The organism is Brevibacillus sp. FSL K6-6036 (assembly GCF_037964015.1).
Taxonomy (GTDB): Bacteria; Bacillota; Bacilli; order Brevibacillales; family Brevibacillaceae; genus Brevibacillus; species Brevibacillus borstelensis.
Genome location: NZ_CP150173.1, coordinates 922,595 through 937,573, shown reverse-complemented (window position 1 = coordinate 937,573; position 14,979 = coordinate 922,595). Strand labels below are relative to the sequence as shown.

Sequence of the window (14,979 nt, the reverse complement as noted above, 5' to 3'; positions counted from 1 at the left end):
ATTTTATTAGCATAAACCGTGCCAACACCACAAATTCGAAAAAAAAACAACAATTTCTTTCCTGGTTGTTCACCATTTTTACACATATGTACAGAATGTGTTTATTGTTGTACACTTTTGCTTAGACAAGATCCGACATAAACGTACATGAGAAAATTGAAACCGTTTTCCTATCTCTTAGTGTGGATTGGAAGTGAGGATTTGAAACCGCTGTTTTCATTGGATGCCCCTATTTCCAGCCTGGCAAAGCCCATCGACCCTGCTCTGGTCAGTATACGCGAGGGAATCACGCCGGGTGTAGGTTTGCTGCGGATAAACGATCAGGAGTCGGCCGTGCTCCTCTTGCCGGAAGCGATGTCTATGGCTGATGCCGGAAAAAGACTGTTGGCTGAAGCCGACGACAGCGCCTTTGCGCCCGACATTGTCATCCTCAACAGCGAGGGCCATGTGAGCGGATTTGTGGAAGCCAGGCGCTTGCTTGGAGCCTTCGTCTCCATCGCCGGCAATCAGGCGATCCTGCTCAAAACCTTGCTCGATACGATGAGTGAAGCGATCACGATCGTGGATACCGATAACATCGTCCAGTATTGGAACCCCGCCGCCGAAAAAATTTATGATATCGACCGGAGCCAGGTGGTCGGCACCCGTCTGGACGTGCATTTTGCCAGCGAATCGATCCGTCTGCTGGATGCCCTGCAGCAAGGGGAGACCGTCTATCGCCTCTACCACGTTCCGAGGCCAGACCGCCATGTGCTGATCAATGCCGCTCCCATCCGCCGGGAAAACGAAATCATCGGCGCCATTTCGATCGAGCAGGACATTACCGAACTGGTCCGCTTAAATGAGGAGCTGGCCCATACGACTGCCCACCTGCACAACCTGCAGCAGGAGATGAGCCGTTTTCATCCTGCCGACGATCCGTTTTTTCCGATCAAAGGTCACTCCGCCTCTATCCAGACTGCGATACAGGCTGCCCGCAAAGTGGCGCAGACGGATGCAACGGTCCTGATAAACGGCGAAAGCGGTGTAGGGAAAGAACTGTTCGCCCAGGCGATTCACCAGGCCAGCCGCAGAAGAGACAAACCGTTTATTGCGATCAACTGCGGCGCGATCCCTGCAGCGCTGTTCGAAAGCGAGCTGTTCGGCTATCAGGGCGGCGCTTTTACAGGCGCGGAAAAGAAAGGAAAGCCCGGGAAGCTGGAGCTGGCCCATGGAGGGACGCTGTTCCTCGACGAAATTGGAGAGTTGCCGCTCGAGCTTCAGGTGAAGCTGCTGCGCGCCCTGCAGGAGCGTCAATTTTATCGCGTCGGCGGTACGGAACCGATCACGGTCAATACCCGTATCGTCGCCGCTACCAACCGGAAGCTGGAAAAAATGGTCGCAGACGGGCTTTTCCGCGAAGACCTTTACTACCGGTTAAACGTCTTTACACTGGAAATCCCATCCCTGCGCGAGCGGCGCGAGGACATTCCCGAGCTGGTGCAGATCTTTCTGCACGAGTATGCAATTGCTCACGAACATCCGGTGCCACGGGTCTCCCCCGAAGTGATGCAAGCCTTGTACGACTACAACTGGCCGGGAAATATCCGGCAGCTGCGCAATGTGATCGAGCGGCTGTCCATCCTGCAAGAAAACGGTTTGATCCTATACGATCAGCTCCCCTCCTCGATCAGGATGCAGCAGCTCGAACAGCCTGTCATTCCGCAGCCGAGGTTCTCTTCCGCAGACAATCATCCCATCGCTTCTGCGTCGTATGCTGCATCGCGCCCCGGCTTCGAGCATGGCGGGAGTGAAAAGGAGCGGATTCTGGCTGCATTGGAACGAACCTACGGGAACAAAAAAGCGGCCGCGGTTCTTTTGGGATTTTCCCGGGGAACGCTGTACAACAAAATGAAAAAATACGGAATTGACGAGGGATTCTGAAGTGGAGACGCTCCAATTTTACGATGAAGCTTATGAAGTGTGCCTAAATAGCGAGAGAATTGCCCTTTTGCCAAAGGAGTACGCGCTTTTGCGCTTTCTCTTTACCCGGCGCAATCAGGTCTTCCGCCGCAGCGATCTGCTCGATCTGGTATGGGGACAAGACGAGATGCCGACGGACCGGACAGTGGATGATCACGTTTATCGTCTGCGCAAAAAACTGCATGGGTGGCGGCATCTGTTGACCATCGAGACGGTGCGGGGGATGGGCTACCGGCTCACCTGGAAAGAGCCGAAAGGGCAAAATCTGCTCGAGAACAATCCTGAATTCGCGGGACATGTCAGGCACATGCTGGAGATGTATCACGGTCTCGGGATGGGGGCTGCGATGCAAACGCTGTCGGCAAACAAGGACGTGCTCGGGTTTGAGCTGGACCCGTTCTACGCTGTTTATTTGCGTTTTGTCTCAGGGGATTTCCGGTGGTTTTTGACCACATCGGACCTCCCCTTCAACGAGAAGCTGTTCTATTTGGCCCATCTCTACTTCATTGCAGAGGAAGACTCCGCAAAAGTATTGGACCTCTACAAGCGGATCGTTGACGGCAAGCAGCAGTTGCCAGGCTTGTGGGAAGAAGAGCTTCAGATCAACATGATCTCGCTCCTCGTTGAGGCCAAGCAATGGCAGCAAGCTGCCGACCAGATTCAAAAGGTTGAGAAGATTGTCGCCAGAATTCAGTCGCCTAGCTATACGTTGACCTTTCTGTTTCAGCACATCTGCTATCTGCTGGATCGGCAGGATGTAGCCGGGGCAGAGGAAGCCTTTACGCAAGCAAACGCTTTGCTCGCTGCAAAACCGATGCAGCGCGAGCAGGGAATGCTGGTCATTTTAGAAGGCATGTGGCAATATCTGCAGGGTCTTCCTGAACAGGGGCGGCTGTCTTTGGATAAAGGCATCGAGATTTTGCAGCGGACCCGCTTTATTCCCCACTACCTTTTTGCTGTCCGCAAAATTGACCGCTTCTTTCAAGCCTTCCCAGTCGACAGCGTCTGGCAGCAGAAGTACAAAAAAGAGTGGGCCCGGGTAAGCGAAGAGTACCAATTTCCACTTCTGCGGCGTCAATTAGTCGATGTCTTTGCCCGCCATCTCTGATATTGCTCTGACAATTCCCCCTTATTCTAACGTCAAGGAAAAGGGGGAATTGTTCATGATGCTTTTGAAAAACCGCGTATTTGCCAAAATGTTTGCCGCTTACGGGCTTTCTACGCTGGGCGATTGGTTCGATTTCATCGCCCTGTCCATGCTGCTCGGCTACGTCTGGAAAGCCGAACCGATGACACTCGCCTTGCTGCCTCTGGCGTACGCGCTGCCCAGCGTTTTTTTGAGCCAGTTCGCCGGGATTGCCGCAGATCGTTTCGGCAAGCTGAAGGTGATGATCATCACGGACTTGATTCGATTTGGTTTGACTCTTCTGTTGATCCTCGCGCCCAACCCCTGGTGGCTGCTCGGCATCGTGCTGATCCGCTCGACGGCTGAAATCTTTTATGCTCCAGCCCATCAGGCGCTTACCCGTCATGTCGTTTCTGAAGACCAGTTGCTCCAGGCGGCTTCGCTGAACGGGAGCGTGTTTCAGTCGGGAAAGCTGATCGGTCCGCTTTTGGGCGGGATCGCTGCCGCCTTTGTCTCGCCTGCTGTCTGCCTTCTGATCAACGCGCTCAGCTTTTTGGGCTCTGCTGCCTGCTTGCTTGGGATCGGGAGCATACGCGAGTCTGCGCAGGGGGAAACCAACACCGCAGAGACCCCGGAACATACAAGCTGGATCGCGACCTGGCTGGAGGGCTGGCGCATTCTTTTGCACAACCGTACGCTATTTTTTAGTACGCTCTTTTTTCTCCTCTCGCTCACGGCCATCCAGCTCGTTGACGCGCAGTTTGTCGTCATCCTGCGTGAAAAGGCACCGGGTCAGCCCGAGCTTTTGGGCTATATGATCAGTGCGATTGGAGTAGGAGCTTTGTTTGCCGTGATGTGGCTTTCCCGCTTAAAAGAGATTGTTTCGTACGGCTGGGTCCTCGGCGGAGGCGTGCTTTTGATCGGCGTCATGGTAACGTGGGCCGGCTTGTACCAGCCGGGAAGCGGGGTCTCGTGGCTCTTGCTCGCGGCTTTCCTCGGAGGGATTGGAACAGGTCTTGCCTCCGTCGGCTCCAATTACCTTCGGCAGAAAGAGACGCCAAAGGAAGCGATCGGCCGTGTCACCGGCATTCTCGACTCGCTCAGCAGCTCTATTTTTATCGTCGCGCCGCTGCTCGGCGGGGCCCTCATTCAAACATGGGGCGTAAGCCTGAGCTTTCAGTGGACGGGTATACTCATCGGAGGCATCGGCGCATCTGGCATCCTCCTGCAGAAAGTCATTTGGAAAAGAAAATCGGTGCAAAACGAAAGCCTGCAAGGCTGGGGCTGAGAAAGAGCCGGAATTAAAAAAATTGGTCCACCAGGAACCAATTCTGAAGTCTGCTTATTTTATTCCGGAAGGAAATGGCGTCGCTCTTCCAGTTGTCTCTGCAGGATATACTTGCGCAAAGCATGGAAGTAACGCGCTTGAATACGGACGATTTTACAGCCGTAAAAGTAAAAGCCCCCTTCCATTCTCTCGTGTATCACCTGCAGCTCGGCCAGGACCACGCCGTCTTCCCGATGGCGGCCGTACAGTTCTGTGGAAAAGGTGATCGTTTGTTCACGCGGGATTGGCCGGTCCACACGCAGGGCCAGTCCCCCCAGACTCAGGTTGATCAAGGCCACCCTCTGTGTATGGAGAGAAAATCTATGCTGTCCGGGGTCCGCTTTATACCTGATCCATCCACTCATATCGACGTCGAACCTGGGATACCGACGCCTTTGTTCGCGAAATTCGATCACAGTCGGGGAATGGAAAAGAAACAGGCGATTTTTCTCTTTCGCCACAACGACCGCCTCAAAATTACTGATTGTCTCGTAATTATCGGTCATTAAACATGGCAGCTGATCGCCCACCACTACCTCTGTAATCTCAGGGAAGACGGCTTCGATCAAATCACCTTCTTCATAGATGACACTGCCTTCGAACAATTGCTTTCCTTTTTTTATTTGTAAGAAGCTGTCCATCCGAGTCTCCACCACTTCACGTAAAGATTTGCTGCTTTCTTCCATGCTAACGGAATTCAATCATTTTCAAGGAAAATAAGGTATAATGGGAACATTGACAGATAGGAGGTTACGACCGATGAATCGATATCAATGGGTTACCTTAACGCTGGCTCTGGGCGTAGCAGCCTGCTTCATCGGGGTTGGTGTCGCTATCGGTGAACGCAGCCCGCTGGGTGTCATCGGAGGAATCCTCGGTGCCTGCGCCCTGATGGGGTATGGCTTTTCGTACAAGCGGAAGCACTTGCGTTAAAACCGAGACCCTACCGCCTGACGAGCAGACTATTCACGTAGAACAATACTGAAGGCAACCCCCTGGCCTGTTTCAACAGTTCTCTGGCAATGGTGTATATGCGCGGCTGGTTCCGGTTTACCTTGCGATCAACCAGGTAAAAGGCGACCAGTCCGTCTACGATCATACGGTGAAAATCCGGATTGGGCAAGCGGTCTACGCTTGCCTTTGCTTGCTTGATAAAATGCCGCAGCCGCTCGGTAGCTTCCCGCTCGGAAGTGTAGTAGCTGACAAAATTCAAATCTCCGCCGAGCCGATCCTCTTCCATATCAATCAAGTAATCAAGCAAAATATGTAAGCCGCTGATCCAGGGAAAGTACGCCCCGTTTATCGCAAGAATTTGCTCATCCGGGACATCCTCGTCCGTCGCCAAGCAGAACAGCGCAAAGATGTTGATCGTCGATCCCGTTACCGCAGCGAATTCCTGCCAGTACAGCTCGGAATTCTCTTCCTTGTGCTCATCCCACCAGGCGAGCAGCCGCGCTTCCCGCTGATCGTGAGCAATGTGCTTGTACACTTGCAAATCGCTGTATAGACGAGACAATCTCAGAACATGCGGCTTGATTTTCTCATAGCCGGACAGTTGTGCCGTATACCGCTGACAAGCCAAAACCAGCTCCGCGAGAAAACCGCTATCGTCCTTTTCGTCCCGGTATCGATAATAGTCCTGCAGCGGCGCTCCCGGCGTCAGCGCATCCTGCATGGATACGTGAAGCTGCCTAAAGTCCACGGGATCCAGCGACGTACTCCGGTCGCACAGGTTGTCCAGATAGTCGCTGATCGTCTGGTAGGCCACGATTAGCGGTACAATCACTTCGATGTGAGGTACTACCTGTGCCGCGTAAACACATCCTCCCTGACAGTGAAACTTCTTGCTTTCCATGCTAGCCATCGCCTGTTTGCGCAATTCCGGGTCCTCTATTTTTTGGGCCCGTCCATACCAAGCGCCAAACTCCCGCTCCAAAACCGGCTGCACATGGCGATACATCCGATACAGCAATTGCCACGGATGTCGTAGCTCCCTCACGCAATTCCCTCCTAACCGACAACGCTATTCCGCCGTGTCACATGCCATTGCAGCCTAATCGGCACGCGCCGGCTCTCTTTCTATTAATAGTGCTATCTTACCATAAATACCGCCATGATCAAAAAGATTGGACGCTTACGCCGCCTCGTTCTTCTATTGTTATCCCAACAAGCGCTTTGCTTCCAGATAAAGCACCAGCATAAACTTTTTTGTGTTGATTTTCGTCGACGACGGGCCGGGCTCGATCTGGTTTTCCAGCTCCCTCATCCGCTTGCGCACTTCGGTAAAATCAAAAAAAGTGGAGGCGTAGGTCTCGAATTTCGGATTCGCGTAGTCAGTCAGTCCAAGTGAGGCCAGATGGGAAAGCGCCTGGTAAATCGCCCGGCGTACCCGTTGCTCCGCCGCTTTTACTTCCTTTTGCAGTTCATAGCCGCTCGCCTGATCGCCCAGCTTTTTTTGCGCGACAGCCAAAAAGATTTCTTTTAATGCAGGGAATTTGTAAACGCCTGTTTGCATACCTTCTTGACGATGGAGATAATCGAGCATTTCCAGCAGGTCCTTGCTTCCGCTCTCTCCGATCATGCCCAGCTCGGTCAGCAAAAACTTGCCAGGTGTCTGGATTGTCTTCTCGGTAAACGGCTGTTCTCGCGGCTCTCTTGCCGCACCGCCCTGGAGCACGCTGAGCGAGCGTTGAATCCCTTCAATGGAACGCTGCAGCAAGATCCTCTCCTGCACTTTTTGCAAGACGCTCAAAACCTCCAGACGGTTGATCGGCTTTGTAATGTAGTATTCGATTCCAAGCGAATACGCCTCCGCGATCATTTCCTTCGACTCGATCTGGGAGATCATGACGATCCTCCCCTCGAAGCCGATCAACTGCCGGATCGTTTCAATCCCGTCGCGGTTCGGCATCAGAAGATCGATCAAGAGAATGTCGACCTGTTTCAATCGCAAAAAATCTCCGTCAATTTGCGAGCCGTCTTCTGCTTCTCCCGCTATTATTCCCAGATCGGCATCTTCGATAATGTGAGCGAGCATCGAACGCACCGCCTGATCGTCATCCGTGATGAAGTAACGCATGCTATCAACCTTTCTGGACCAGATTTGCAACCGGCAAACGGATCGTAAAAACCGTTGTGTACCCGTCCGTTCCTTCCAACAGCTCCACCTGTCCCCGCAAGTTATCCGCGACTTCCTTGACATAGCAAAGGCCGATTCCCGTAGAAGGATTTCCTGACACGTCGTATTTGGTCGTAAAACCGGGCACGAAGAGAAGCTCCCGATTCTTCGGAGTAATGCCGGGACCATCATCCTTTACTGTAAAAAGAAGAAACTGGCCTTCTTCCAGCGTCACAGTGATGGCGATCGCACCGCGCTCGCGGATCGCTTCCACTGCGTTTGCTGCCAGATTGTTTAAAAGGGACAATGTCGTAAATATATGGCAGGCGAGGAAAGGAACATCCACCCGATAGGTCAGCCTGATATCCTTTCCGAGCAGCCTGGCGTACTTTTCGTTTGCCCGCACAATCACTTTCAGCAGTTCGCCCAGAGGCATGTAATCCCGGTCGTTTTCGTCCGAGATGAGCTTGGAGAGGCCTGCATAGATCCGCTGGTTGTCCTTTTTCACTTCGTGCACCTGTCCGGCAATCCGGAGCGCCTGCTTGGCGTAGCCCTTTCCCTGTCCGTCCGTTTCCTTTAGTCCCCGATAGAGCTCATAGCAGTCTCTGGTGATCTCCTCCACATCCTGGAGCGTCTTTTTGAGATGAATGGACTCCTCGTACAGGCTGGAAACGAGCATGAGCATGTGCTCATTTCGAGTGCGCTGCTGCTCCTCCATCCACTTGGCCTGCCGAAGCTGAATCATATTGAAGAAGCTCAGCACGAAAAAGCTGCGGATCAGAGCGATTACGGCGACAGAGCTGATCACTTCCCACTGAAAAACGGCATCCCACTGCGGAGAGCGGAAAGCCAGCTCGACCAAATTGGCGGCGATTTCGGCAACAGTAGCGAGCAAACCGACTGCTAACGGAACATGATGAAGCTGATTGACGCGAAACAGCGCAAAAATAACCGAAAAAGTGACGTAAAAGAAAAAAGCAGGAAGATGCATCTGGAACGATGCGAGCAAGTCAAAAGGCTCATCGGCGATCCAATCGAGTCCCAGCCGAAACAGGATGACCATGCATCCCGTAAGCGGCCCACTTATATAGGAAGGGATTTTCCTCAGCCATAGCAAAAAAAAGAAAAAGGCCGTCGTTCCAAAGCTGATCCGAAAGTCATCCTGAAACGGGTGAAACTTCAGTTCTCCGGCAATAGGGACGGCTATCAGCATCAGCAGCAAAATGTATACGCTTTCTCTCATAATCGTTCGCTTTCTTTTGTCGAATGGTTTCGACATTTATTTTACTATATTTTCGTATAGTTTTTTGTAGTTTTTTATAGGTATGCGCTTACACTGCTTGATGGTAGTACCTTTGTCTTCGCATAAATATTGTATTCTTGCGAAAAAGAGGTACTATAGGAAATGAACAGATATTTTAAATAAGGGGGAATTTTCATGAAAAAACGCAGTCTCCTTCTTTCTCTGACACTGCTTCTGACCATGTCTTTGGTCACAGCCTGTGGCGGCGGTGGCGGAAACAGCGCCCAAGGCGGCAATGGTGGAAGCACCGGCGGAAGCGGTGGCGGAAGCAACGATCCTTCCCAGTTGATCATCGCAACCGGCGGAACCGGCGGAACTTACTATCCTCTGGGCGGCGGTATGGCTGACCTGATCGGCAAAAATGCCGGCGTAACCGCTACGGCGCAAGCAACTGGAGCTTCGGCTGAAAACATCCGCCTCATTCGCGACAAGAAAGCTGATATCGCTTTCACACAAAGTGACATCGCCGATTACGCCAGCAAAGGCGAAAATATGTTCCAGCAAGATGGCAAAATCGATGCATTCCAGGCGATGGGTGCTCTCTATAACGAGACGATCCAAATTGTTGTTTCCAGCGACAGCAACATCGCAAGTGTAGCTGACCTGAAAGGCAAACGCGTATCTGTAGGCGCACCTGGAAGCGGTACCGAGATGAACGCACAGCAAATTTTGGAAGCATATGACCTGAAGTTTGACGATCTGCAACTGCAGCGCCTCTCCTTCGCTGATTCTGCGAAAGCAATCCAGGACGGCAAACTGGATGCGGCATTCCAAACTGCTGGAACTCCAACCGCTGCGATTACCGAATTGGCTGCGACCAAGGGCGTAAAAATCATCCCGATTGACGCAGACAAGATCGATGCGCTGATCGCAAAATATCCGTTCTATGTAAAAACAACAATTCCGGCCAACACGTATCAAACGGTTCCGGAAGAGATCAACACTGTTTCTGTCAAAGCCATGCTCGTTATTCGCGCTGACCTGAGCGAAGATCTGGTGTACAAAGCGACCAAAGCGATCTTCGAAAACACTGACAAGCTCGGCCATGCCAAGGCAAAAGAAATCACCATTGAAGAAGGACTTGCCGGCGTGAGCTTGCCTGTACACCCTGGCGCGAAGAAGTTCTTTGAAGAAAAAGGCGTAAAGTAATTACCCTATGTTTCTGCAAAAACAAGTAGGAACCGGGAAAGGGCGGACGTCGTTCCGCCTTTTCTCCTTACTGTGTCTCATCGCTGTGCTTTCCCTGGTTGTCATCCCCTTCTTCCCGTCTCTGGTCATCCGCGACACGGAGACAAACCGGCCGATCTGGAGCGGCCGCATCGAAGAAAATGGCACATTTTCCATACGTTGGACTCATTCCATTCACCGCACGCCCGTGGTAGAGACCTACCTCATCCGAGACGGGCACATCCTTTTATCCGAAATGTCTTTTCAGGATTACGGCATTGGCATGGAAAGCGAACTTGCTCCCGGAGAAAAGCTGATCAGCCAAGACGGCCAGTTTCGCGTTGTCAATATGAATCGCGCCTTCCCTGCCTTGCACCTGTTCATCGGTCAGGTGAGGGCTAATCATACACTGCTTTTCGCTGGAAGGGAAATACCGCTCGCAAGCGTCGACAGGCCGGGAGCGGCCGTTACCATTCAGGTGGAGAAGCGTTCCATTTTGAATGAGATTGGAGGGTACTAGATTGAGCACACAAAATATGAGTCAGCAAGAGATGGACCAGCTAATTGCTCAGTACGACAAGGAATCGGCCGTACGGAATTACATCGGCCCGATGAAATGGATTACCTTTTGTCTGTTGGTTTTGTTTACGGTTTATCAGCTAGTCAGTACGATCTTTTATGCCCTGCCCCCGCAAATCCACCGTCCGATTCACTTGGCCTTCGGTCTGGGTTTGATCTTCTTGTTGTATCCGCTCAGCACGAAAAGAAATAACCATAAGATTGGCATTTTCGGAATACTGCTGGCAGTCATCGCCTTTGTCCTCCCTCTCTATTGGGTATACGATTACGAGGGACTGGTCGTACGTACGGGGAACTTTACCACGCTCGATCTGGTAATCGGCGGTATCGCCATCGTACTCGTACTGGAAGCGGCTCGCCGCGTTGTCGGACTTCCGATCGCCATCATCGCCTCTCTGTTTTTGCTGTACACATACTTCGGTCCGTATATGCCCGGTTTCCTTGAACACCGTGGAAACGATGTCGACCGGATCATCGGCCACTCGTTCTTTACGCTGGAAGGGATTCTGGGCACACCGCTTGGCGTATCATCTACGTTCATTTTTCTGTTCATCCTGTTTGGGGCTTTTCTTGAAAAGACTGGCGTAGGGCAATACTTCAACGATCTCGCCCTCGTCGTCGCTGGGCGCCGCATTGGCGGACCGGCAAAAGTGGCGGTCTTCTCCAGCGCTCTGCAAGGAACGATCAGCGGCAGCTCGGTCGCAAACGTAGTAACTTCGGGGTCCTTTACGATTCCCATGATGAAACGCCTCGGCTACCGCAGTGAATTCGCCGGTGCCGTCGAAGCCGCTTCATCTACTGGCGGACAGATCATGCCGCCAATCATGGGGGCGGCAGCCTTTCTGATGTCCGAGTTTTTGAACAAGCCTTACTTCGAAATTGCCAAAGCAGCTGCACTTCCAGCCATTCTCTACTTCACCGGAGTTTGGATCATGACCCACCTGGAAGCAAAACGCCTCGGCTTGCGCGGGCTGAAAAAAGAGGAATTGCCCGATAAAAAAGAAGTATTGAAACGGATTTACCTGCTTTTGCCGATTTTTGTGATCATCTTTACCTTGATGAGCGGTGTTTCACCTGAGATGTCCGCCATTATCGGGATTGCTTCTACGGTTGTCGTAGGCGCCTTCCGCAAAGAGACACGCATGTCTATTTCCGATATTCTGGAAGCCTTCGCTTCCGGCGCCCGGACGGCGTTGGGGGTAGTTGCCGCTACCGCTTGTGCGGGAATCATCGTAGGTACAGTCACCCTTACCGGTATCGGTCTCAAACTGGCAAACGGTCTGATTGATATGGCAGGCGGCATTCTCTTCCTGACCCTGTTCTTCACGATGATCGCTTCGCTGATTCTTGGTATGGGTACGCCAACGACAGCCAACTACATCATTACGTCGACGATCGCAGCACCTGCCTTGATCCAGATGGGTGTTCCCGATCTCGCCGCTCACATGTTTACGTTCTACTTCGGTATCGTTGCGGACATTACGCCGCCTGTCGCCTTAGCGGCCTTCGCCGCCGCCGGCTTAGCCAAATCAAAGCCGATGCAGACCGGGGTACAATCGACAAAGCTGGCGATCGCCGCCTTTATGGCTCCGTACATTTTCGTCGTCTCACCGCAATTGCTGTTGATTGATACCACCTTTATGGAATCGCTCTGGGTAATGATTACTTCTGTACTCGGCATGATTGGTGTCGGTGCCGGAATTATCGGTTTCTGGATGTCCAAATTGAATCCGTTGGAGCGCATCCTGGCAGCAGCCGGCGGCATTCTCGCTGTTATTCCTGGATTGACCACGGACATTGCCGGTCTCGCTCTTCTGGCAGCAGTCTTCGCTTATTCCATTTACAAAGGGCGTAAAGAAAAGCAGGTTACTGCATCTGCCTAAAAAGCGAATAAACCAACTGCATGTTTACGAAAAGCGGGCTCCTCTTTTAGAAAGGGGGCCCGTTTTTCGTATCAAGTTGAGCATAAATGATCAGGTCTGGCAAAGCTTGATCATCAGCAGCCGTTTTTTATCACCCCGGCATTCTCTCAGGGCTTCATTCTCTACGGCCTTCACTTTCTCATGCCTTGAAAAACGCCTTCATCATCGGCGGGGTTACCACCGTTGTTACTAACACAACGATCACGATGACCGGAAACAACTGCTCCGCCAATAGCCCGCTTTCCAGTCCGATTGCGGCAATGATCAATGCCACCTCGCCTCTGGAGACCATCGCCGAGCCTATGCCAAATGAGCTTCTCCAGTCAAATCCGGCAAAAAAGGCGCCGACAGCCGAGCCAAGCAGCTTTGTCAATATCGCCAAAAGGCTGAGCGCTGCAATGACCCCTATGTAGCTGCCAAGTCCTTCGAAGTCGACCGCGATCCCGATAGAGGTAAAGAAAACAGGCACGAATACCGAGTAACCAATCGTTTCCACCTTTTCGAACACTTCATGCTTGAAATCGGTCAGGCTGATCGCCACTCCCGCGATATAAGCTCCAATAATATCTGCAACACCTGCGTATTCGGCCATTGCGGCATAGAGAAAACAGATGATCAAGCCTGCAGAAATCACCGATTCTGTCACGCGGAGAGGGGCAAATCGTCTTAACAGCCAAGGAACGGCGATCCACCCCAACAAAATGGCGACCACAAAAAAACCTGCCTTTTTGGCAATCAGCATGCCCAGGTTCACTTCGCCTCCGGCCGCACTCATGAGAAACGCCAGGATGATAATCACCAGAACGTCATCGATTACAGCGGCACCCAGAATGGTCATGCCTTCCCTGGACTTTAATTTGTCCATCTCTTTAAGGGCTTGCACGGAAATGCTCACACTTGTCGCTGAGAGCAGCAGTCCGAGAAAGATCGCTTCAAAGGTCGACATATCCAGAAACAGTCCGGTTGCATACCCCAGCGAGAGGGGGACGATGATGCCGATAACGCCCACATAGGCGGATGCCTTGCCAGTCCGCTTGAACTCTTCGATATCCGTCTCTAGCCCAGCGAGGAACATAAGCAAAATAACGCCGATTTCGCTGAGCTCATCGATAATTTCCGTGCTTGTGATGATGCCCAAAACCGCAGGGCCGAGGATAATCCCGATCAGAAGCTTTCCGAGAACCGATGGCTGTCCGATTCTGGCAGCGAGATCACCGGCTATTTTCGATGCGAGCAAAATAATCGCCAGCTGAAAGATAATCATGCGTACGACCACCACTCCTCCATGCCTAGCTTTTGAAATCGGGACCATTATTATGTCCAGATTCAGCTATCGAGACTTGGAAAATACAGCAATAGGCAACGCCGCGATTCCAAAAGAAAAACGGGCTCCTTTTTTAGAAAGGGGGCCCGTATCGTGTGAGATATGTTTTTCAAGAATGAGGCGGTGTGGGGATGTCCACCAGTCTCGTCCATCCATTTGCCTGCTCTACTCTCCGCTCTTTCATCAATTTTCCCAGCGCTCGTTTGAAGGCGGATTTGCTCATGCCAAACTTCTCCTTGATGACATCGGCAGGCGTATCATCTGTGTACGGCATAGCGCCATCCCGATTGCTCAAATACTGAAGCAGCTTGTCGGCATCTTCTCCGTACTGCACTTCTTTGCGAACGCGCATCGATCCGTTGATCCGTCCGTCTTCGCGAACGTAGCTGACTCGGCAGCGGATGGACTGGCCCAAGCGGAGGGGTTCTGTCATTTCGTCCCTGTGAATGAACATGACGTGCTCTTCCTCGGTGAATAAAAACGCCCCGGCCGCAATTACTTTGTAGACTGTTCCCTCGACCCACTGATTGTGCATCTCGCTCGTCGCAGGTACCGAGATTTTGGTGATTTCTTCCTCTGTGACCGGCTTGGCCAAGAGGCGCCCCAGCTTGTCCTGCTTCAACGAGACCAACAGCCTGTCGCCGATCCGCGGCCACTCCGCCTTCAGCTTGGGCAGATCATCTGTGAACAGGAGCAAGTGCTTTTCGATGCCGTTGTCCAAAAATACGCCCATCCGCGGCATAATATCCACTACTTCCAGCCAGCCGTATTCATTCAAGCCTACATAGGGCATGTCCATGGTGGCCGCCAGCCGATTCTCGTGGTCATGATACAGAAAAACCTCTGCTGTGTCGCCTATGGAGAGCCTTCCTTCCGCTTCTCTGCGGTGGAGGAACACTTCATCTTCTCCGGCTCGCAGAAAGTAACCCGGCTCGATCTCCCTTTCCACGGTCATGGTCAAGAGCATCCCTGCCTGCAATCCGGCGGGAGGCGTGTAGGCCTTCTTTTTTGCCGCTGAGCTGATCAGCCTGCCGCTCAAATCGCGCAGCGGCCGTTTATTTCGTTGACTCCGCTGGTCTGGACGATTCCTTTGATTCCTTGGGTTTCGTTGGTTCATTTTCGTTTATCCTCGCTTCCGTGCATGTGCACCC

The 14,979-nt window shown here is 52.3% G+C and carries 13 protein-coding genes; 7 read left to right on the top strand and 6 right to left on the bottom strand.

Translation table 11 applies throughout. From position 1 onward, the window contains the following. Positions 1 to 201: 201 nt before the first annotated feature. Genes NST37_RS04825 through NST37_RS04815 form a run of 3 tightly spaced genes read left to right on the top strand, consistent with a single transcriptional unit; the run spans position 202 to position 4,376 of the window. Entirely contained in the window at positions 202 to 1,923 is a 1,722-nt protein-coding gene (locus tag NST37_RS04825) for a sigma-54-dependent Fis family transcriptional regulator (protein ID WP_039071422.1), read from the top strand. Between the two features lies 1 nt (position 1,924). Further along, positions 1,925 to 3,070, top strand: coding sequence for a winged helix-turn-helix domain-containing protein (locus NST37_RS04820; RefSeq protein ID WP_003391088.1), 1,146 nt, complete (start codon positions 1,925 to 1,927; stop codon positions 3,068 to 3,070). Between the two features lie 55 nt (positions 3,071 to 3,125). Next, entirely contained in the window at positions 3,126 to 4,376 is a 1,251-nt protein-coding gene (locus NST37_RS04815; RefSeq protein WP_081787879.1) for an MFS transporter, read from the top strand. 59 nt (positions 4,377 to 4,435) lie between these two features. On the opposite strand, the gene NST37_RS04810 is transcribed toward NST37_RS04815, so the two are convergent. Then, entirely contained in the window at positions 4,436 to 5,056 is a 621-nt protein-coding gene (locus NST37_RS04810; RefSeq protein ID WP_251237655.1) for a PilZ domain-containing protein, read from the bottom strand. A 118-nt stretch (positions 5,057 to 5,174) separates the two neighbouring features. Between NST37_RS04810 and NST37_RS04805 the strand changes: the two genes are divergently transcribed. Further along, a complete protein-coding gene (locus NST37_RS04805) occupies positions 5,175 to 5,348 on the top strand; it encodes a YlaF family protein (RefSeq protein WP_003391083.1) in 174 nt (57 codons plus the stop codon). Positions 5,349 to 5,358: 10 nt separating this feature from the next. Here the strand turns inward: NST37_RS04805 and NST37_RS04800 are convergent, their stop codons facing one another. The 3 genes from NST37_RS04800 to NST37_RS04790 all read right to left on the bottom strand — a co-directional run bounded on the left by NST37_RS04800 (position 5,359) and on the right by NST37_RS04790 (position 8,776). Continuing rightward, complete coding sequence (locus NST37_RS04800; RefSeq protein WP_251237654.1) at positions 5,359 to 6,414, bottom strand: tetraprenyl-beta-curcumene synthase family protein; 1,056 nt, start codon at positions 6,412 to 6,414, stop codon at positions 5,359 to 5,361. A gap of 159 nt (positions 6,415 to 6,573) precedes the next feature. Next, positions 6,574 to 7,494 carry a response regulator gene (locus NST37_RS04795; RefSeq protein WP_251237653.1) on the bottom strand — a complete coding sequence of 307 codons (921 nt, stop codon included), beginning with the start codon at positions 7,492 to 7,494 and terminating at the stop codon, positions 6,574 to 6,576. Between the two features lie 4 nt (positions 7,495 to 7,498). Continuing rightward, positions 7,499 to 8,776 (bottom strand): sensor histidine kinase, encoded by a 1,278-nt coding sequence (locus NST37_RS04790; RefSeq protein WP_003391076.1) that lies wholly within the window; start codon positions 8,774 to 8,776, stop codon positions 7,499 to 7,501. Positions 8,777 to 8,971: 195 nt separating this feature from the next. On the opposite strand from NST37_RS04790, the gene NST37_RS04785 reads away from it, so the two are divergent. Genes NST37_RS04785 through NST37_RS04775 form a run of 3 tightly spaced genes read left to right on the top strand, consistent with a single transcriptional unit; the run spans position 8,972 to position 12,465 of the window. Then, positions 8,972 to 9,985 carry a TAXI family TRAP transporter solute-binding subunit gene (locus NST37_RS04785; protein ID WP_003391074.1) on the top strand — a complete coding sequence of 338 codons (1,014 nt, stop codon included), beginning with the start codon at positions 8,972 to 8,974 and terminating at the stop codon, positions 9,983 to 9,985. 7 nt (positions 9,986 to 9,992) lie between these two features. Beyond that, a complete protein-coding gene (locus NST37_RS04780; RefSeq protein WP_003391073.1) occupies positions 9,993 to 10,523 on the top strand; it encodes a DUF1850 domain-containing protein in 531 nt (176 codons plus the stop codon). Continuing rightward, entirely contained in the window at positions 10,504 to 12,465 is a 1,962-nt protein-coding gene (locus NST37_RS04775) for a TRAP transporter permease (RefSeq protein WP_031932127.1), read from the top strand. Before NST37_RS04780 ends, NST37_RS04775 begins: the two co-directional genes overlap by 20 nt. Positions 12,466 to 12,643: 178 nt before the next feature. Here NST37_RS04775 and NST37_RS04770 read toward each other — a convergent pair whose 3' ends face one another. Together NST37_RS04770 and NST37_RS04765 are read right to left on the bottom strand one after the other, a co-directional pair. Further along, a complete protein-coding gene (locus NST37_RS04770; protein ID WP_003391068.1) occupies positions 12,644 to 13,768 on the bottom strand; it encodes a cation:proton antiporter in 1,125 nt (374 codons plus the stop codon). Between the two features lie 169 nt (positions 13,769 to 13,937). After that, on the bottom strand, positions 13,938 to 14,795 hold the full coding sequence (locus tag NST37_RS04765) for a S1-like domain-containing RNA-binding protein (protein ID WP_339186763.1): 858 nt from the start codon (positions 14,793 to 14,795) through the stop codon (positions 13,938 to 13,940). Positions 14,796 to 14,979: the final 184 nt, after the last annotated feature.